This is a genomic window from Enterobacter cloacae complex sp. IR5458 (genome assembly GCF_049238025.1).
GTDB lineage: Bacteria > Pseudomonadota > Gammaproteobacteria > Enterobacterales > Enterobacteriaceae > Enterobacter > Enterobacter kobei.
Map to the genome: position 1 here is coordinate 1 of NZ_JBMKIF010000052.1, position 18,156 is coordinate 18,156.

Annotated in this window: 17 protein-coding genes and 1 pseudogene; 11 read left to right on the forward strand and 7 right to left on the reverse strand. The window is 56.4% G+C overall.

Annotated elements, in window-relative coordinates:
- Window positions 1-243 precede the first annotated feature (243 nt).
- From upp to ACOTYN_RS23975, 3 genes are all read left to right on the forward strand, one after another.
- A complete protein-coding gene (gene upp / locus ACOTYN_RS23965; protein ID WP_008501641.1) occupies window positions 244-870 on the forward strand; it encodes a uracil phosphoribosyltransferase in 627 nt (208 codons plus the stop codon).
- Window positions 871-953: 83 nt separating this feature from the next.
- On the forward strand, window positions 954-2,243 hold the full coding sequence (uraA, locus tag ACOTYN_RS23970) for a uracil permease (RefSeq protein ID WP_332959380.1): 1,290 nt from the start codon (window positions 954-956) through the stop codon (window positions 2,241-2,243).
- 95 nt (window positions 2,244-2,338) lie between these two features.
- A complete protein-coding gene (locus tag ACOTYN_RS23975) occupies window positions 2,339-3,040 on the forward strand; it encodes a DnaA inactivator Hda (protein ID WP_213014348.1) in 702 nt (233 codons plus the stop codon).
- A gap of 80 nt (window positions 3,041-3,120) precedes the next feature.
- Here ACOTYN_RS23975 and ACOTYN_RS23980 read toward each other — a convergent pair whose 3' ends face one another.
- The 3 genes from ACOTYN_RS23980 to celB are packed head-to-tail and all read right to left on the reverse strand — an operon-like array spanning window position 3,121 to window position 6,818.
- On the reverse strand, window positions 3,121-4,539 hold the full coding sequence (locus tag ACOTYN_RS23980) for a leucyl aminopeptidase family protein (protein WP_241820236.1): 1,419 nt from the start codon (window positions 4,537-4,539) through the stop codon (window positions 3,121-3,123).
- The gene (locus ACOTYN_RS23985; protein ID WP_332959382.1) at window positions 4,539-5,495 is read right to left on the reverse strand and encodes a N(4)-(beta-N-acetylglucosaminyl)-L-asparaginase; all 957 of its coding nucleotides are present in this window, start codon (window positions 5,493-5,495) and stop codon (window positions 4,539-4,541) included. Before ACOTYN_RS23985 ends, ACOTYN_RS23980 begins: the two co-directional genes overlap by 1 nt.
- Before the next feature lie 3 nt (window positions 5,496-5,498).
- Window positions 5,499-6,818, reverse strand: coding sequence for a PTS cellobiose transporter subunit IIC (gene celB / locus ACOTYN_RS23990; RefSeq protein WP_023337590.1), 1,320 nt, complete (start codon window positions 6,816-6,818; stop codon window positions 5,499-5,501).
- A gap of 146 nt (window positions 6,819-6,964) precedes the next feature.
- Between celB and ACOTYN_RS23995 the strand changes: the two genes are divergently transcribed.
- Window positions 6,965-7,789, forward strand: a complete 825-nt coding sequence (locus ACOTYN_RS23995) for a hypothetical protein (RefSeq protein ID WP_087529924.1) — start codon at window positions 6,965-6,967, stop codon at window positions 7,787-7,789.
- Here ACOTYN_RS23995 and arsC read toward each other — a convergent pair.
- Window positions 7,786-8,142: an arsenate reductase (glutaredoxin) gene (gene arsC, locus ACOTYN_RS24000; protein WP_023337588.1), complete on the reverse strand. Its 357-nt coding sequence runs from the start codon at window positions 8,140-8,142 to the stop codon at window positions 7,786-7,788. The two genes, ACOTYN_RS23995 and arsC, sit on opposite strands and share 4 nt — an antisense overlap.
- Before the next feature lie 13 nt (window positions 8,143-8,155).
- Window positions 8,156-9,619, reverse strand: coding sequence for a beta-barrel assembly-enhancing protease (gene bepA, locus ACOTYN_RS24005; protein ID WP_014884770.1), 1,464 nt, complete (start codon window positions 9,617-9,619; stop codon window positions 8,156-8,158).
- A gap of 221 nt (window positions 9,620-9,840) precedes the next feature.
- Here bepA and ACOTYN_RS24010 point away from each other — a divergent pair, with 221 nt between their 5' ends.
- Complete coding sequence (locus ACOTYN_RS24010; protein WP_014884769.1) at window positions 9,841-10,905, forward strand: AI-2E family transporter; 1,065 nt, start codon at window positions 9,841-9,843, stop codon at window positions 10,903-10,905.
- 95 nt (window positions 10,906-11,000) lie between these two features.
- On the opposite strand, the gene bcp is transcribed toward ACOTYN_RS24010, so the two are convergent.
- Together bcp and ACOTYN_RS24020 are read right to left on the reverse strand one after the other, a co-directional pair.
- Window positions 11,001-11,471 carry a thioredoxin-dependent thiol peroxidase gene (gene bcp / locus ACOTYN_RS24015; RefSeq protein ID WP_014884768.1) on the reverse strand — a complete coding sequence of 157 codons (471 nt, stop codon included), beginning with the start codon at window positions 11,469-11,471 and terminating at the stop codon, window positions 11,001-11,003.
- Window positions 11,471-12,040 (reverse strand): glycine cleavage system transcriptional repressor, encoded by a 570-nt coding sequence (locus ACOTYN_RS24020; protein ID WP_014884767.1) that lies wholly within the window; start codon window positions 12,038-12,040, stop codon window positions 11,471-11,473. The genes bcp and ACOTYN_RS24020 overlap by 1 nt, the downstream gene beginning before the upstream one ends.
- A gap of 145 nt (window positions 12,041-12,185) precedes the next feature.
- Here ACOTYN_RS24020 and dapA point away from each other — a divergent pair, with 145 nt between their 5' ends.
- The 6 genes and pseudogenes from dapA to ACOTYN_RS24050 all read left to right on the forward strand — a co-directional run.
- A complete protein-coding gene (gene dapA, locus ACOTYN_RS24025; protein WP_014884766.1) occupies window positions 12,186-13,064 on the forward strand; it encodes a 4-hydroxy-tetrahydrodipicolinate synthase in 879 nt (292 codons plus the stop codon).
- 16 nt (window positions 13,065-13,080) lie between these two features.
- Window positions 13,081-14,115 carry an outer membrane protein assembly factor BamC gene (gene bamC, locus ACOTYN_RS24030; protein WP_332959387.1) on the forward strand — a complete coding sequence of 345 codons (1,035 nt, stop codon included), beginning with the start codon at window positions 13,081-13,083 and terminating at the stop codon, window positions 14,113-14,115.
- A gap of 109 nt (window positions 14,116-14,224) precedes the next feature.
- Window positions 14,225-14,938 carry a phosphoribosylaminoimidazolesuccinocarboxamide synthase gene (purC, locus tag ACOTYN_RS24035; RefSeq protein ID WP_008501631.1) on the forward strand — a complete coding sequence of 238 codons (714 nt, stop codon included), beginning with the start codon at window positions 14,225-14,227 and terminating at the stop codon, window positions 14,936-14,938.
- Window positions 14,939-15,058: 120 nt separating this feature from the next.
- Window positions 15,059-15,928, forward strand: coding sequence for a neutral zinc metallopeptidase (locus tag ACOTYN_RS24040; protein WP_014884764.1), 870 nt, complete (start codon window positions 15,059-15,061; stop codon window positions 15,926-15,928).
- Complete coding sequence (locus tag ACOTYN_RS24045; RefSeq protein ID WP_048996837.1) at window positions 15,928-17,874, forward strand: tRNA(Met) cytidine acetyltransferase TmcA; 1,947 nt, start codon at window positions 15,928-15,930, stop codon at window positions 17,872-17,874. The genes ACOTYN_RS24040 and ACOTYN_RS24045 overlap by 1 nt, the downstream gene beginning before the upstream one ends.
- A gap of 73 nt (window positions 17,875-17,947) precedes the next feature.
- Window positions 17,948-18,100 (forward strand): annotated as a pseudogene (locus ACOTYN_RS24050) (esterase); the annotation flags it as partial.
- Window positions 18,101-18,156: the final 56 nt, after the last annotated feature.

An 18,156-nucleotide genomic window follows, 5' to 3' on the forward strand; every position in this document is an offset into this window, starting at 1 on the left:
TATCCGGTCTAAAGTGTTACCCATGTTTCCGGTTCATACCCTGCGCTTACCGGGCCTACGGGACGTGTAGGCCGGGTAAGCGTTAGCGCCACCCGGCAGAACCCCGCACCCAAGCCGGAGCCCAGCCTCCGGCTTTTTTGTCTTTGATTGACATATGTCAAGCAAGATGGGTATGGCGCAATCCGAAAAAAGCGGTATAATCCCGCGATTTTTTTGCGGATGCCACCTCAGAGGAGAAAGAGAATGAAGATTGTGGAAGTGAAACACCCACTCGTTAAACACAAGTTGGGCCTGATGCGTGAGCATGACATCAGCACGAAGCGTTTTCGCGAACTGGCTTCTGAAGTGGGCAGCCTGCTGACCTACGAAGCAACCTCTGATCTGGAAACGGAAAAAGTCACCATCGAAGGCTGGAACGGCCCGGTGCAGGTTGAGCAGATCAAAGGGAAGAAAATTACCGTCGTGCCTATCCTGCGTGCCGGTCTGGGTATGATGGAAGGCGTGCTAGAGCACGTACCAAGCGCGCGCATCAGCGTGGTCGGTATCTACCGTAATGAAGAGACGCTGGAGCCGGTTCCTTACTTCCAGAAGCTGGTGTCCAACATCGACGAACGTATGGCGCTGGTGGTTGACCCTATGCTGGCGACCGGCGGTTCAATGATCGCCACCATTGACCTGCTGAAAAAAGCGGGCTGCAGCAGCATTAAGGTGCTGGTACTCGTTGCGGCACCGGAAGGGATCGCGGCGCTGGAAAAAGCGCACCCGGACGTTGAGCTGTACACCGCCTCTATCGACCAGGGTCTTAACGAGCACGGATACATCATCCCGGGGCTCGGCGATGCCGGCGATAAGATCTTTGGTACGAAATAATCGAATAACGATAAAAAAGCCGACTTTGATAGTCGGCTTTTTTTTGAATAAAACACCAACAACAAAACTCAGAGGAAAACACTATGACGCGCCGTGCTATCGGGGTGAGTGAAAGACCGCCGCTTTTACAGACTATCCCGCTTAGTTTGCAGCACCTGTTCGCCATGTTTGGCGCAACCGTGCTGGTGCCAATCCTGTTTCACATTAATCCGGCTACCGTGCTGCTGTTCAACGGCATCGGTACGCTGCTGTACCTCTTTATCTGTAAAGGCAAAATCCCGGCGTATCTCGGGTCGAGCTTCGCCTTTATCTCTCCGGTGCTATTGCTGCTGCCGCTGGGTTATGAAGTGGCGCTGGGCGGCTTTATCATGTGTGGCGTACTGTTCTGCCTGGTCTCCTTCATTGTGAAGAAAGCCGGTACCGGCTGGCTGGACGTGATGTTCCCCCCTGCGGCGATGGGCGCAATCGTTGCCGTCATCGGTCTCGAACTGGCGGGCGTGGCGGCGAATATGGCCGGTCTGCTGCCTGCGGACGGGCAATCGCCGGATTCTAAAACCATCATTATCTCGATGGTGACGCTGGGCGTGACGGTGTTTGGCTCCGTGCTGTTCCGCGGCTTTATGGCGATTATCCCGATCCTGATCGGCGTGCTGGCGGGCTATGCGCTCTCCTTCGTGATGGGCGTGGTGGATACCACACCGATTGCCGAGGCGCACTGGTTCGCGCTGCCAACCTTCTACACCCCGCGCTTCGAGTGGTTTGCTATCTTCACCATTCTGCCCGCCGCACTGGTCGTGATTGCGGAGCACGTCGGCCACCTGGTGGTAACGGCGAACATCGTTAAGCGTGATTTAATCCGCGACCCGGGTCTGCACCGCTCCATGTTTGCGAACGGTTTCTCCACCATCATCTCCGGTTTCTTCGGATCCACGCCAAACACCACGTACGGTGAGAACATCGGCGTGATGGCAATCACCCGCGTCTACAGCACCTGGGTTATTGGCGGCGCGGCGATTATTGCCATTCTGCTCTCCTGCGTGGGTAAGCTGGCGGCAGCGATTCAGATCATCCCGGTGCCGGTCATGGGCGGCGTCTCGCTGCTGCTGTACGGGGTAATCGGTGCCTCCGGGATTCGCGTGCTGATTGAATCGAAAGTGGATTACAGCAAAGCGCAGAACCTGATCCTCACCTCGGTCATTCTGATTATCGGCGTGAGCGGTGCGAAGGTGCACATCGGTGCGGCCGAGCTGAAAGGCATGGCGCTGGCGACCATCGTCGGCGTGGGCCTGAGCCTGATTTTCAAGCTGGTCTCGGTGATCCGCCCGGAAGAGGTGGTCCTGGACGCTGACGAAAGCGAAAAAGCGCCACATTGATCCTTTAACCGGGTGGACGATCCGCCCGGTTCTCTCCTTGCAGGTTCCGTGTTAAACTCCGTTCCGATTTTACGTAAGATCTGGTTGAGGTACTTCTGAACGGACCGGCACAGCTCTCTCTGCCACTCTATCTCCCTGACGATGAAACTTTTGCGAGTTTCTGGCCGGGTGATAACCCCTCTTTACTGGCTGCACTGCAAAACGTGCTGCGCCAGGAGCACAGCGGATACATCTATATCTGGTCACGCGAAGGCGCGGGGCGCAGCCACCTGTTGCATGCCGCCTGCGCGGAGCTTTCGGCGCGCGGTGATGCGGTAGGCTATGTGCCGCTGGATAAACGTACCTGGTTCGTGCCTGACGTGCTGGAGGGAATGGAACATCTCTCCCTGGTCTGCATCGATAATATCGAATGCGTGGCGGGGGATGAGCCGTGGGAAATGGCGATCTTTAACCTCTATAACCGCATTCTGGAGTCGGGCAAAACCCGACTGCTGATCACCGGCGATCGTCCACCGCGCCAGCTCAATCTTGGGTTGCCGGATCTGGCGTCACGTCTGGACTGGGGGCAAATCTACAAGCTCCAGCCGCTGTCGGATGAAGATAAGCTTCAGGCATTACAGCTGCGCGCAAAGCAGCGTGGCTTTGAGCTGCCGGAAGACGTGGGCCGTTTCCTGCTCAAGCGCCTGGACAGGGAAATGCGCACCCTGTTCGATACGCTCGATCAGCTCGATCGCGCTTCCATTACCGCCCAGCGCAAGCTGACCATTCCGTTTGTGAAAGATATCCTTAAGCTTTGAGTTTTTTGCCGGGTGGCGGCTGCGCTTACCGGGCCTACAGGTGCTCTTTGTAGGCCGGGTAAGGCGTAGCCGCCACCCGGCTAAAGATCCTCCAACAGATGCTCTACCAGAAGTGGAATCGGCCGTCCTGATGCCACGCTCCGTCCCCCTTCACGCCACAGTGCCGTGCCGCTGATATCCAGATGCGCCCACGGAATGGTTGGCGGGCAGAAGTGATGCAGCAACCACGCCGCCGAGGCGCTTATCGCCGCATTGTTGGTTGGCGTGTTGCACAGATCGGCGATGGCGCTGTCGGTCTGCTTTTTCAACCGCGCATCCAGCGGCAGGGACCACACTTCGTCGCCACTCTGTTTCCCTGCCTGCGTCAGCGCACTGCGCAGCGGTTCATCCTGCGTCATTAGCCCGCTTAGCTCATACCCCAGCGCCTTCACGACTGCACCGGTTAAGGTCGCCATATCAATAATATAGCGCGTCTGCGGATGCCGCTGGCTGGCCCAGGCGATGGCATCCGCCAGCACCAGTCGACCTTCAGCATCGGTATTGTTGATTTCAACCGTGGTGCCGTTGCAGGCTGTTGCCACCGTGCCGGGCTGCATGGCATTGGGGCCGATGGCATTTTCTGCCAGTGCCAGCACGCCCATGATGCGTACGGGTAATCCCAGCTCTGCCACGGTGAGCATCAGCCCCAGCACGTTAGCCGCCCCGCACATGTCATATTTCATGGTGTACATGCCCGCACCTTCTTTCAGCCACAGACCGCCGGTATCAAAGGTGATGCCTTTTCCCACATAGCAGCGCACCGGGCCGTCGTGAGTGCCATCATAATGCATCGCCAGCAGACGTGGCGGGCAGCTCGCCCCTTTGCCCACGGCGTGCAGTAGACCCAGGCCGTGCTCAACAATCTCTTTTTCGTTGAGCACTTCGCAGCGCAGGGCGGGGAAGAGGGCGCAGAGCTTTAGTGCCTCTTCTACCACAAACTGCGGCGTACACCGGTCAGAGGGGATATCCGCCAGACGTCGTGCCGCGACCATGCCGTGCGCGATAGCCTGCTGCTGGCGGAAAACACTCTCCAGCTTCGCCTGTTGTTCCGGCAGGCAGAGGGCGGTGATATGCGCAATACGGACGTCATCGTCGGTTTTCTTTAGCTGCAAATCGCTCAGCCGGTGCGCCTGATTAAAGAGAAAACGCAGCACTTGCGCCAGCACGACGTCGTCGATATTTGTCACGTCCAGCATCACATCGGGACTCACGGGTGAGGCCAGCAGCGGGCGCAGCGCCGTGAGCAATCCTTCTGTCAGGCTATCGTGCCAGAGCGCATCCGGGAGCAGCGTGATCCGGGCAAAAGGGGCGCAGCCAAAGCGGGCGTCAGCGATGCCGCTGGACTCGCGCATTTCCGCGATAAGCGCAGTTTGCGGCAAATGCGCACAGGCGGTGCGGGCGATGAAATGGCTTTGCGGCTTTGCGTCGGAAAGTGCGGTAATGAGTTGATATGTAATCATCATGACTCCTCAATCGGGGCGCGGATCCGCGCGGCATAGGTCTGCATCCATTCATCGTCTACCGCGTGATAATGCGTTTTTTCCCGCAGACGCTCTGTGCGATAAACGGTGAGAGGCTGTCGAGCCGTCGCCACCACAAACGAAAAGGTTTTGATATTCGTCGCGGCGCCGAACTCGCCCTTGTTATTCATGCACACCACGGAGAGATCGCCCGCGCGACCAAAGCGCGACATCAGCTTATCTTCCAGCTCGAACACCACTGAATCTGCGGCCTGCTGCGGCGACATGCCTTGCGCCATCCGGCGAACGATTTCGTAGCTGGTGCAGCCTTTCATCAGATCTTCACCGACGCCCGTGGCGGTAGCGGCACCGGTTTCGCTGTCGCAGTAAAAGCCGGAGCCGATAATGGGGGAATCCCCAATGCGGCCGCGTTTTTTCATAAACAGGCCGCTGGTGGAGGTGGCGACGCTCATGGAACCCTGCTTATCAAGACCGATAATGCCGACGGTATCGTGTCCGTCGTACGGGCTTAAGCCTTTATCCAGCGTCTCGCGGCAGCGCTTGCGGTAGTGCTGCATGGCGCGCTCCGTGAGCATGGTTTTGTCGGCAAAGCCCTGGCTCAGTGCCCATTCACGTGCGCCCTGGCCGACCAGCAGGCTGTTGTAGCGCTGGCGGCTCAGCGCGTGCGCCACGCGCACCGGATTGGCGATATCCACCAGATTTCCTACGGCACCGAACGCCAGCGAGTCGCCGTCCATGTACGCCGCATCCAGCTCGACTTCGCCGTTTTCGGTAGGCAGCCCGCCATAGCCGACGGATTTATACAGCGGGAAGTCTTCCACGGCAGCGACGGCATCCACCACCGCTGCTGAGACCGGTTTTCCCGCCGCCAGGGCAGATGCAGATTCCGTTACGCCTTCAAGCGCCATTCGCCAGGTTGCGATAATTCCCCACATGCTTTACTCCTGTTTTGCAAGGGTGGTGTCAGTTTGCGTGACCGTGCTCAGCTCCGCAGCACGGTACTGTTTGTCCACGATACGCATGAAAGGCAGGTACAACATGGCGCCAATCAGCAGGTTGATAAGCTGCATCACGCTGCCGCTCAGGTGCCCGGTAACGATAAAACCGCTGATGACCGGTGGCAGCGTCCAGGGGATAAACACCCCGGTGGTGACGGCGACCGCGCCAATTTTCATCGCCGCATACTGCACGGTAACCAGCACCAGCGGCACCAGGTTGAACGGAATAAGCATGATCGGGTTCATGATCACCGGCAGGCCAAACAGGATCGGCTCGTTAATGTTAAACACCGACGCCCCAGCGCCGAGGCGCGCCACTTCGCGCATGTTTTTACTGCGGGCGAAAATCAGCATCGCAATCACCAGCGACAGCGTGGCGCCCGCCCCCCCCATCCAGATCATGTCAAAAAACTGTTCAGTAATAATGTGCGGCGGCGTCGTGCCCGCCTGAATGGCGGCGATGTTATCGGTCTGGTTTTCCATCCACAGCGGACGAATGATGCCGTTGATCATCGAGCCGGAGTTAATCCCCACTGACCACAGAATAGTGATGCTGAATACGGTCATCAGCGCGCCAAAGTAAGAGGTGCCGTAGTGGCGTACCGGCGTGGCGACCACCTCGTAAATGAACTGATGGATGGTGTTGTAGTGGGTATTTTCGAAGATGATGCGGATACCCAGCACCAGTATCATGACCAGCAGGGCCGGGATCAGCGCTGCGAAGGACTCCTGCACCGCAGGCGGCACGCCGTCCGGCATTTTAATGACCAGATTTTTGCGCTTCAGCCAGCAGAACAGTTCCGTCCACAGCAGCGAACCGATCATCGCCACAAACAGCCCCTTGCTGCCAATCCACTCTACCGGTATGACGGTAATGCCGCCGTTTTCCGCCACTTTGATAAACGGCGTCAGGATTAAAAATGCGACCAATGCCAGGATGCCGCAGGAGATACGGTCCTCGCCATAGTGTTCGGCCAGGCGGAAGGCGACCAGGAAGCTGATAAACAGCGACATGGTGGAGAAGACCGCATTGAACGGAATTTCGATAATCGCGCTCCAGCTCTCACCAAAGGCCTGAGACATAAACTGCTGATAGGTTTGATTCGGGAACGACGAGATGACGAGCAGAATGGAGCCGACGATGATAAATGGCATGAATGAAACGTAGGCACCACGAATGGCCCCGAGATGGCGCTGCTGGGCCGTTTTCGCCGCCAGCGGCATCAGTTTTGCTTCAAGAAATCCCAGAACATTGTTCATTGTGAACTCCGTACAAGATTGAGGGGTGTTGTTTATGTTATGTCTGTGGATTATCAGTGAAGCGCGGTGAGCGAAAGGTGAAATCGGTCACAAAGCAATCGCTTTTATAATATAAATCTCATAAGATTGGTTTCAGGAGGATTGGAATGGAAATCAAACTGCACGCCAATGCCACCACCACGCCGCGCATCCGCCGCTACCTTCAGCAGTCTGATAAAAGCGACAGGGAACTGGCCATTGAGCTGGGGATCTCGGTCACTACCGTCAGGCGCTGGCGCAACCGCGATCGGGTTTCGGATAACCACACTACGCCAAAAGTGATACACAAAGCGCTGAGACAAGAGCAGGTTGCACTGGTTAATGCTCTGCGCGACATATCAGGTGCGCCATTAGATGAATTGCTGCAGATAGTTAACGACATCCTGGGCATCCCCGTCTCACGGGCAACGCTGAGTCGCTATCTCAAACCGGCACCCGCGAAACAAAAAGGGGCTTCGTTGCAGGGAAAAAAGGCGCTGAAAGCTGGCATCAGGCCGCATACGCTGCTGCTGTATCATCAGCCTTTGTCGCTGCATATGGATGATGGGGGGGAACAACACCTGCTCTGGGCGCGCGAACCGGTGAGCGGCTGGTGTTATGCCCGGCTCTATGCGGGTCTTTCACCGCAGTTGCTCACTACCTGGACGCGCGCGCTGCTGGAGGCCTGCCCTGCTGATATACAATCTCTTGAGACTTTTGGTTTTGAACCGACGCTGCCTGCACAAGACGTTGTTGTTAACGCTCATCCACACAAGCACAATGCGCTGCAGGTGGCGCTACCGCTCCGGGATATTATTCCGCGAGTGAATGATGAACCGGCTGGAGAGGTTGTTATCACGCTATGCGAGTTTTATAACCGGGGTAAAACGCAGAAAAAGCTGGGAGAAAGTACGCCGCAGGCGTTTCTGGAAGCGCTGCGGCGTAAGGACTAGAGGATGTCGAGGACATCTTCCGGCGGACGGCCGATGCGTGCTTTACCGTTTGCCACCACAATCGGTCGCTCAATCAGCTTTGGATTGTCAACCATCGCCTGAATCAGCTGGTCTTCGCTGAGGTACGTGTCGTCCAGATTCAGTGACTTATACAGATCCTCTTTCTGGCGCATCAGTTCGCGCGCGCTGCCCATTCCCAGCATGTGCAGCAACTGACGAAGCGTCTGCGCGTCCGGCGGTGTGTCGAGATACAACACCACGTCAGGGTCGATACCGTTAGACTTCAGCAGGCTGAGCGTGTCGCGGCTCTTGGAGCAGCGAGGGTTATGATAAATTTTTACCGCGTCTGTCATGACTTCTCCTTGGTTACATCTTCTCGTACGGCTTAAAGCGTTGTTGCAGACTACGCAGCTGGTCGATACGCGCGTCGTAGCGGGCCTGTTGCAGGCTGCCGAGTTTGACCTGCGAACTGGCACTGCTCAACAAGGAAATCGCCTGATCGAGGCGACCCGCCAGCGCCAGGCCTTCAGCACGCGCGGCCAGCTCCTGATCGCGGTTACCCAGTTGCCCCTGGGCCTGGGCGAGCAATTCCCAGCCGTTCTGGTCATCTTTATTGTTAAAGGTATAGCGGTTCAGGATGGTCACAGCCTCCGCTGGCTGACCGCCCTGTAGGTAAGCGTTAGCCAGGTTAAGCTGTAGCACCGGGTTGGTGCGTATGTCTTTCGCCCCTTTCAGGCGGTTAATCGCATCGGTGGTTTTCTTCTGCCCCAGATCGATATCCGTCGAGAGATCGAGATACCATGGGTTATTCGGATCTGCGGCCAGCAGGGGCTGCAGCGCTTTACGCGCGTCGTCGTATTTGCTGGCTTCCATCGCCTGTAATGCCTGGCCATACTGCGCGGCGTTTTTTTCACGCACGTTGCCTTTCGCCAGGGTGTCCAGCAGATCGCTGGTAAGCTGGTTACGCCCGGAGTTGTACATGCCGAGCGTTCGCACTTTCGCCATGTAGAAGTCCTGAGACGACTGCACGACGACCGGGCGCATCTGGTTGGCACGGTTACGTGCATCCGACAAACGGCTTTCCGGTAACGGGTGGGTGAGTAAAATTTCCGGGGGACGGGAAGAGTAACGTGCCTGATCGAGCAGTTTTTCCAGGAAGCTCGGCATGGCCTGCGGGTCAAAGCCCGAACGCTGTAAAACCTGAATGCCGATACGGTCCGCTTCCTGTTCGTTTTGCTGGGTGAAGCTGATCATCCCCTGACGCGTTCCGGCCAGCGTACCGGTCAGTGCCGCCATCCCTGCCTGTGGGCTGGCCATTGCGAGCAGAATAGAACCCAGCGCGCCCACCCAGGTGAGCGGGGCATTGCGCTTCTGGTCTTCCATTGCACGCGCCAGGTGGCGCTGGGTGACGTGTGAAATTTCGTGCGCCATCACCGAAGCCAGCTGGCTTTCGTTGTCAGAGTAGCGAAATAACGCCGAATGCAGCACCACGTTCCCGCCAAAGAAGGCGAAGGCGTTAATTTCGTCGTTATTGATTAAATAGAAATGGAAGGGCGTTTTGACCGAGTCGGCGTGCGCCACCAGACGCATCCCCAGCCCGTTAATATACTGTACCAGCAAAGGATCGTTAATCAGCGGGGCGCTGCCGCGCAGCTGGCGAACATAGTAATCGCCCATTTGCATCTCTTGCCCGATAGAGAGCGTGCTTCCTGCTGTGGTGCCCATGTCCGGCAATGAGTCGGACGAGTCAGCGAAAGCGGGCAACACCTGACCGACCGTCACTGCGGCAATCAGTGTTGCAACCAGTGTTTTTCTCAACTGCCTGAACATAACCACTGTCCTGTATATTGGATGTGCTAATTTGACCGATGAACCGCCATATCGTTCATCTCTGCTGCCCTGCGAGTGTAGCTGTGTTACAGCATGAAGAAAATCCCATTCATCAGGCTTTTGCGGATTGTGACAGGGATACAAAAAGCGAAAGTCTTTTTTGTGACAGTTAGATACAATTCACCGTCTCACTCCCGCCATTCGATTCAGGGAAGGGTTGTATGCTCGAAATGTTAATGCAGTGGTACCGGCGTCGGTTCAGTGACCCGGAAGCCATTGCTTTGTTGGTTATTCTGGTTGCCGGATTCGGTATTCTGTTCTTCTTCAGCGGCCTTCTCGCGCCTCTGCTGGTGGCGATTGTGCTGGCGTATCTGCTGGAGTGGCCAACGGCGCGCCTGGAACATATCGGTTGTTCTCGTCGCTGGGCGGCAAGCATCGTCCTGGTGCTGTTTGTCGGCATTCTGCTGTTGATGGCCTTCGTGGTGATGCCCGTGGCCTGGCAGCAGGGGATCTACCTGATCCGCGATATGCCCGGCATGTTGAATAAGCTCTCTGATTTCGCCGCCACCCTGCCGCGCCGTTATCCCGCGTTGATGGACGCCGGTATCATCGACGCGATGGCGGAAAACATGCGTGCCCGCATCATGACGATGGGCGACTCGGTGGTGAAATATTCGCTGGCCTCACTGGTGGGGCTGCTCACTCTGGCCGTTTACCTCGTGCTCGTGCCGCTGATGGTTTTCTTCCTGGTCAAAGATAAAGACCAGATGCTTAACGCCGTGCGGCGTATTTTGCCGCGCAACCGCGGGCTGGCGGGGCAGGTCTGGGAAGAGATGAACCAGCAGATCACTAACTACATTCGCGGCAAGGTGCTGGAGATGATGGTGGTGGGGGTAGCAACCTGGATTGGTTTCGTGATCTTCGGCCTCAACTACTCGCTGCTGCTGGCCGTGCTGGTGGGATTCTCGGTCCTGATTCCGTACATCGGCGCGTTTGTGGTCACCATTCCGGTGGTGGGCGTCGCGCTGTTCCAGTTTGGTCTGGGGACGGAGTTCTGGAGCTGCTTCGCGGTGTACCTGATTATTCAGGGGCTTGACGGGAACCTGCTGGTACCGGTGCTGTTCTCCGAAGCGGTAAACCTGCATCCGCTGGTGATTATCTTATCCGTGGTAATTTTCGGCGGGCTGTGGGGGTTCTGGGGCGTGTTCTTTGCGATTCCGCTGGCCACGCTGATTAAAGCGGTGGTGCACGCATGGCCGGATGTACCGGCGGTGGAAGAGAAGTAGATTTTGTGCGGGCTGATGCCCTCACCCCAACCCTCTCCCACGTGAGAGGGAGCAAACATTAAAAAAGGCAACTGACGTTGCCTTTTTGCTGTTGATCAGGCGTTTGCTTTCAGCCAGTTCAACACCACGTCGTGGTGATTACTGGTTTTGAAGTCGTCAAACACATGTTCAACTTTACCGTCAGCGTCAATCAGGAAGCTGATGCGGTGAATGCCGTCATAGGTTTTACCCATAAACGTTTTCTCACCCCAGACGCCAAACTGCTCGCAAACCTGGTGGTCTTCGTCGGAAAGGAGCGTAAAGTTCAGCAGCTCTTTTTCCGCAAATCGTGACAGCTTTTCTGGTTTATCGGTGCTGATACCCAGCACTTCCACACCGACTTTTTTCAAGTCGTCCATGTTATCGCGTAAGCCACAGGCCTGTACGGTGCAGCCGGGGGTCATGGCTTTCGGGTAGAAATAGACCAGAACACGCTGTCCCTGGAAGTCGGTCAAATTTACTTGCTCACCGTCTTGATCCGGTAAGCTAAATTTCGGTGCGATGTCACCGGCTTTCAGTGGATTCATTACTCAACTCCATCCTGTTCGTGCTGCGAATAATTGACGACGCTTATACTGCCCTGCGCGTTTAATTCTGTACAGAGGGCTTTGAACGCTTGCTCGATATTTGACGCATCCTGTGAGGCAGGGCTGTGTGCAGTGATTTGAATAAAGAGCGTGGGAACGGTGCTCTCGTCGCCCGGTTGCGTGCGGGAAACGAGCTCGGCAATGTTCATCTGATGGCTGTCGAACAGCGCGGTAAAACGCTCGATCAGATGCGGGGAATCAGTGACTTCAACCTGCACCCAGACGGTAGCGGGCATGGCCGGGCGCGGGCGCGCGGTAGTGCGTTTCATCACGATCAGCAAATCCAGCTCCGCGCCTTTCAGCGGCAGGGTGGATTCAATAAGGGTAATGGCATTCCATGTTCCGGACAGCAGCATGATAAACGTGAACTCTTCGCCGAGCATTGCCAGACGGCTGTCTTCGATATTACAGCCGCAGCTGCTCACGTGACGGGTGATGGTGTTCACGATACCCGGCCTGTCGGCACCCAGCGCAGTGATAACCAGGTAATGTTGTGATGAGGTTGTCAAACCTGTTCTTCCTTTGCATGGTTAAGTCTTCCTAAGGAAAGCATAAAAAAAACATGCATACAACCGCCTGAGGGCCTCAGGTCGCTTGCTTTTATTACAGTTCCAAACGTACCATTGAGGCTCTTGTTCGCACAGAGGATGGCTCATGTTCACGGGAAGTATTGTCGCGCTTGTAACACCGATGGATGAAAAAGGTAACGTCTGCCGGTCTAGCATGAAGAAGCTGATTGATTACCATGTCGCCAATGGAACCTCGGCGATCGTTTCGGTAGGGACTACCGGTGAATCTGCAACGCTGAGCCACGAAGAGCATGGCGATGTGGTTATGCTGACCCTGGAGCTGGCTGACGGACGTATTCCGGTCATCGCGGGGACAGGCGCTAATGCAACCGCAGAAGCGATCAGCCTGACCAAACGTTTTAATGACAGCGGCATCGTAGGCTGTCTGACGGTGACCCCTTATTACAACCGTCCTACCCAGGAAGGTTTGTTCCAGCACTTCAAAGCCATCGCTGAACATACTGACTTGCCACAAATTCTGTATAATGTGCCGTCCCGTACTGGCTGCGATATGCTGCCGGAAACCGTTGGTCGTCTCTCGGAAGTAAAAAATATTATCGGTATTAAAGAGGCGACAGGGAACTTAAGCCGCGTTCATCAGATCAAAGAGCTGGTTTCAGACGACTTTATCCTGTTGAGTGGTGATGATGCGACCGCGCTGGACTTTATGCAGCTCGGTGGTCATGGCGTGATCTCCGTAACGTCAAACGTTGCGGCGCGCGATATGGCTGAAATGTGCAAACTGGCCGCAGCCGGTCACTTTGATGAGGCACGCGTCATTAACCAGCGCCTGATGCCGCTGCACAATAAATTATTTGTCGAACCCAATCCGATCCCCGTGAAATGGGCGTGTAAGGAGTTGGGACTTGTAGCATCCGATACGCTGCGTTTGCCAATGACACCGATTACCGACCACGGTCGCGACATCGTCAGGGCAGCGCTGAAGCATGCCGGTTTGCTGTAAAGTTTAGGGAGATTTGATGGCTTATTCAGTACAGAAGTCGCGCCTGGCGAAGGTTGCGAGTGTTTCGCTTGTTATGCTGCTCGCTGCCTGTAGTTCAGACTCGCGCTACAAGCGCCAGGTGAGCGGTGATGAATCCTATCTGGATGCGACCCCGCTTGCTGAACTTCATGCACCGGCTGGTATGATCCTGCCGATTCAGAACGGCGATTATAATATCCCCGTCACCAATGGCAGTGGTCTGGTGGGTAAAGCGCTTGATATTCGTCCACCAGCTCAGCCTCTGGCGCTGGTCAGCGGAGCGCGTACCCAGTTCACCGGTGATACGGCGTCTCTGCTGGTTGAAAGCGCGCGCGGAAGCAATCTGTGGCCACAGGTGGTGAGCGTTATTCAGGCGAAGAACTACACCATTGATAAACGCGATGACGCCAGCCAGACCTTAACCACCGACTGGATCGAGTGGAACCGGCTGGATGAAGATCAGCAGTACCGTGGACGTTATCAAGTCTCCGTTAAACCACAGGATTATCAGCAGGCGGTTAACGTTAAGCTGTTAAATCTGGAGCAGGCGGGCAAACCGGTTGCGGATGCCGCCTCCCTGCAGCGTTACAGCACTGAAATGCTGAACGTGATTGCCGCGGGTCTGGATAAGACTGCGACTGATGCCGCAAATGCGGCGCAGAGCCGTAACGGCGTCACCTTCGACGTTCAGAGCGGTGCGGACGATACCGGCCTGCCAATGTTGGTGGTGCGTGCACCGTTTAACCAGACCTGGCAGCGTCTGCCAGCGACGCTGGAAAAAGTGGGCATGAAAGTGACCGACAGCACCCGTTCAACCGGTAGCATGACGGCAACCTATAAGCCACTGTCCGACAGTGCATGGCTGGAGCTGGGCGCCAAAGATCCTCAGCTTGCCTCCGGTGATTACAAGATTCAGGTAGGCGACCTTGATAACCGCAGTAGTCTGCAGTTTATCGATCCAAAAGGTCACACGCTGACCCAGTCGCAGAACGATGCGCTGGTCGCTGTCTTCCAGGCAGCATTCAGCAAATAAATACGAGGGCGGGTTAATCCCGCCCTTTTTATTTTCGTGCTACGCAAACGTGTGCGTGGCATAATATGCCCAGTTTTGAACACAAATCATCACACCAGGAGTAATGAAGATGCAGAAGCAAGCTGAGTTGTATCGTGGCAAAGCGAAGACCGTATACAGCACGGAAAACCCGGATCTGTTGGTGCTCGAGTTCCGCAATGATACGTCAGCAGGGGATGGCGCGCGCATTGAGCAGTTCGATCGTAAAGGCATGGTGAACAACAAGTTCAACCACTTCATTATGACCAAACTGGCCGAAGCGGGTATCCCGACTCAGATGGAAGCGTTGCTGTCCGATACGGAATGTCTGGTGAAAAAACTGGATATGGTTCCGGTTGAGTGCGTTATTCGTAACCGTGCAGCGGGCTCCCTGGTGAAGCGTCTGGGTATTGAAGAAGGTATCGAACTGAATCCACCGCTGTTCGACCTGTTCCTGAAAAACGATGCCATGCACGATCCGATGGTCAATGATTCCTACTGCGAAACCTTCGGCTGGGTCAATAAAGAGAACCTGGCGCGCATGAAAGAGCTGACCTACAAAGCCAACGACGTGCTGAAAAAGCTGTTTGACGATGCGGGCCTGATCCTCGTCGACTTCAAGCTGGAGTTCGGTCTGTTCAAAGGCGAAGTGGTGCTGGGTGATGAGTTCTCCCCGGACGGTAGCCGCCTGTGGGACAAAGAAACCCTGGATAAAATGGACAAAGACCGTTTCCGTCAGAGCCTGGGTGGCCTGATTGAAGCCTATGAAGCGGTTGCTCACCGTTTAGGCGTTAAGCTCGACTAACTCCCTCACTTGCCAAAGGATGTTTGCATCCTTTGGCGTCTTACCTTTGTTTCCTATGGTAATCTTGCCGTTAACCGCCTACGATCATAGCTATTATTAATGGAATAGTTCGAGGTGGTTATGCGCTGGCAAGGGCGTCGTGAAAGTGACAATGTAGAAGACAGGCGCAGTGATGGCGGCGGCGGTCCTTCAATGGGGGGACCCGGCTTTCGGCTACCCAGCGGCAAGGGCGGTATCATCCTGCTGATTGTGGTGCTGGTCGCTGGCTATTACGGGGTCGACCTCACCGGTTTGATGACCGGTCAGCCGCTGCAACAGCAACCACAGTCTCCGCGCTCCATCAGCCCGAACGAAGATGAAGCGGCCAAATTTACCTCCGTTATTCTCGCGACCACTGAAGATACATGGGGTCAGCAGTTCGAGAAGATGGGGCGCACCTATCAGCAGCCGAAACTGGTGATGTACCGGGGCGCAACCCGTACCGGATGTGGTACCGGTCAATCTGTGATGGGGCCGTTCTACTGCCCGGCAGATGGCACCGTCTATATCGATCTCTCTTTTTACGATGACATGAAACGCAAGCTTGGCGCTGACGGTGATTTTGCCCAGGGCTACGTTATCGCGCATGAAGTCGGGCACCATGTGCAGAAGCTGCTGGGCATTGAGCCAAAAGTGCGTCAGCTACAGCAAAATGCGTCTCAGGCTGAAGTGAATCGTCTTTCCGTCAAGATGGAACTGCAGGCGGACTGCTTCGCAGGCGTCTGGGGGCACAGCATGCAGCAGCAGGGCGTACTGGAATCCGGCGATCTTGAAGAGGCATTAAACGCGGCGCAGGCCATCGGCGATGACCGTCTTCAGCAGCAAAGCCAGGGACGTGTCGTACCGGACAGCTTCACTCACGGTACGTCGCAACAGCGTTACAGCTGGTTTAAACGCGGTTTTGACAGCGGTGATCCTGCCCAGTGTAATACCTTCGGCAAAGCCATGTGATGGTGTCGTTTGCACATCTGATACGCGAGCTTGAGCGAACCGGGCACCGCCGTCTGGTGGTGCTCACGGGCGATGAGCCGTGGACGCTGAGCCAGGCCACCGCCCTGCGTGATGCTTTACCGGGAGACTGGCTGTGGCTGAATGAAAACCCGTCTAAAGCCATCGGCGGACTGTTGGGACGCGAATACCTGCATGCTGTGTTTGACGCGCATGCCGGGTTTGACGTCTCCGCATTCGCCGCACTCAGCGGAACGTTGCGCGCCGGGAGCCTCCTCGTACTGCGAGTACCACCGTTCTCTGGCTGGGCCGACAGGCCAGACAGCGATTCTGTGCGCTGGAGTGACAGCGCAGAGCCGATCGCTACCCCGCACTTTGTTCACCATTTTTGCCGGACGCTTGCCGCCGATACGGATGCGATCGTCTGGCAACAGCATCATCCCCTGACGCTTCCCGCTGCGCCAGATTTACCCGTCTGGCAGCCCGCCAGCGGTGAGCCGCAGCGTGAGCAGGCGGCGATCCTCGACGCGCTTTTGGTCATGCCTGCGGGCATCGCTGCCGTGACGGCACCTCGCGGACGCGGAAAGTCAGCGCTGGCGGGGATGCTGCTGGGCAGCATCCAGGGGAGTGCGGTGGTGACGGCCCCGGCGAAAGGCGCAGCGGATGTCATCGCGCGTTTCGCGGGCGAGCGTTTTCACTTTATGGCACCCGATGCGCTGCTGGACTCCACGCTGCAGGCCGACTGGCTGATTGTCGATGAAGCGGCAGCCATCCCAGGCCCGCTGCTGGAGAAGCTGGTGACACGCTTTCCCCGCGTATTACTGACCACTACGGTTCAGGGTTACGAAGGGACGGGAAGGGGATTTCTGCTGAAGTTCTGCGCCCGATTCAGTGGGTTGCAGCGTTATACCTTATCCACCCCCATTCGCTGGGCGGCCGGATGTCCGCTTGAACGGATCGTGGCGAATACGCTGCTGTTTGACGATGCGCTTATCGACCACAAACCGGAAGGTGAGGTGTCTGTAAGGTCTCTGGAGCCACAAGAGTGGGAGAGCGACCCGGCACGAGTGGCAAGCGTTTATGAACTGCTCTGTGCTGCCCACTACCGGACCTCACCGCTCGATTTACGCCGGATGATGGACGCCCCCGGCCAGCACTTTGCTGTTGCGGACGCGGGGGCTGATATTGCGGGCGCGATCTGGCTGGTGGACGAGGGCGGATTGTCCCCCGAACTCAGCCGGGCGGTGTGGGCGGGCTCTCGTCGTCCACGCGGGAACCTTGTGGCGCAGTCGCTGGCGGCGCACGGCGGAACGCCTCTTGCGGCGACGCTGAAAGGCCGACGGATTAGCCGCATTGCGGTTCATCCCCGTCGTCAGCGGGAAGGCATTGGTCAGCGGCTGATCCTGAACGCCAGCGGTGAAGATTATCTCTCCGTGAGTTTTGGTTATACCGACGAGCTGTGGCGTTTCTGGCAGCGGTGCGGGTTTGTGCTGGTGCGAATGGGCAGTCATCGGGAAGCCAGCAGCGGGTGTTACACGGCGATGGCGCTGCTGCCGCAGAGCGAAGCCGGGCATCAACTGTGTATGCAGGCACATCGGCGTTTATGCCGCGATATGCGCGTCCTGTCGGCCTGGAATGGCGAAAAGATCCCGGTGACTGATGCCTGGGAAGCTACCCTTAATAGTGACGACTGGCTGGAGCTGGCGGGGTTTGCTTTTGCGCACCGGGCGTTTTCAACCTCGGTAGCCGCGCTGACGCGGTTGCTGTTAGCCACCGATATGCCCCTTCCGGCGCTGCGCGGGAAAATCGAGGGGAGAAGCGAAGCGGTCGGGCGAAAAGCGTTACTGGCAAAGCTTCGCGATGAAACCGCGCAAGCGCTTGAGAGCCTTGATTATTCGTACTGTCAGCAGTTGAAAGCAGACATTTTGCAATGGCAATTTTTTCAATGACTTCTTCAGTAAAGTGGCATGGTCATTACCCCGCAGAGGCGTAAAATCCTGCTCATCAATTAAGGAGACCGCCATGAAACACGACCATTTTGTTGTTCAAAGCCCTGACAAACCGGCTAAACAGTTACTGCTTCTGTTTCATGGTGTTGGCGATAATGCCGTCAATATGGGGCAGATTGGTAGCTGGTTTGCGCCTGTTTTCCCTGAAGCATTGATTGTCAGCATGATGTAGCCCCCTGAAACACCAGACAGTAGCTGTATCTCCAGATAAGAGATAGGCTT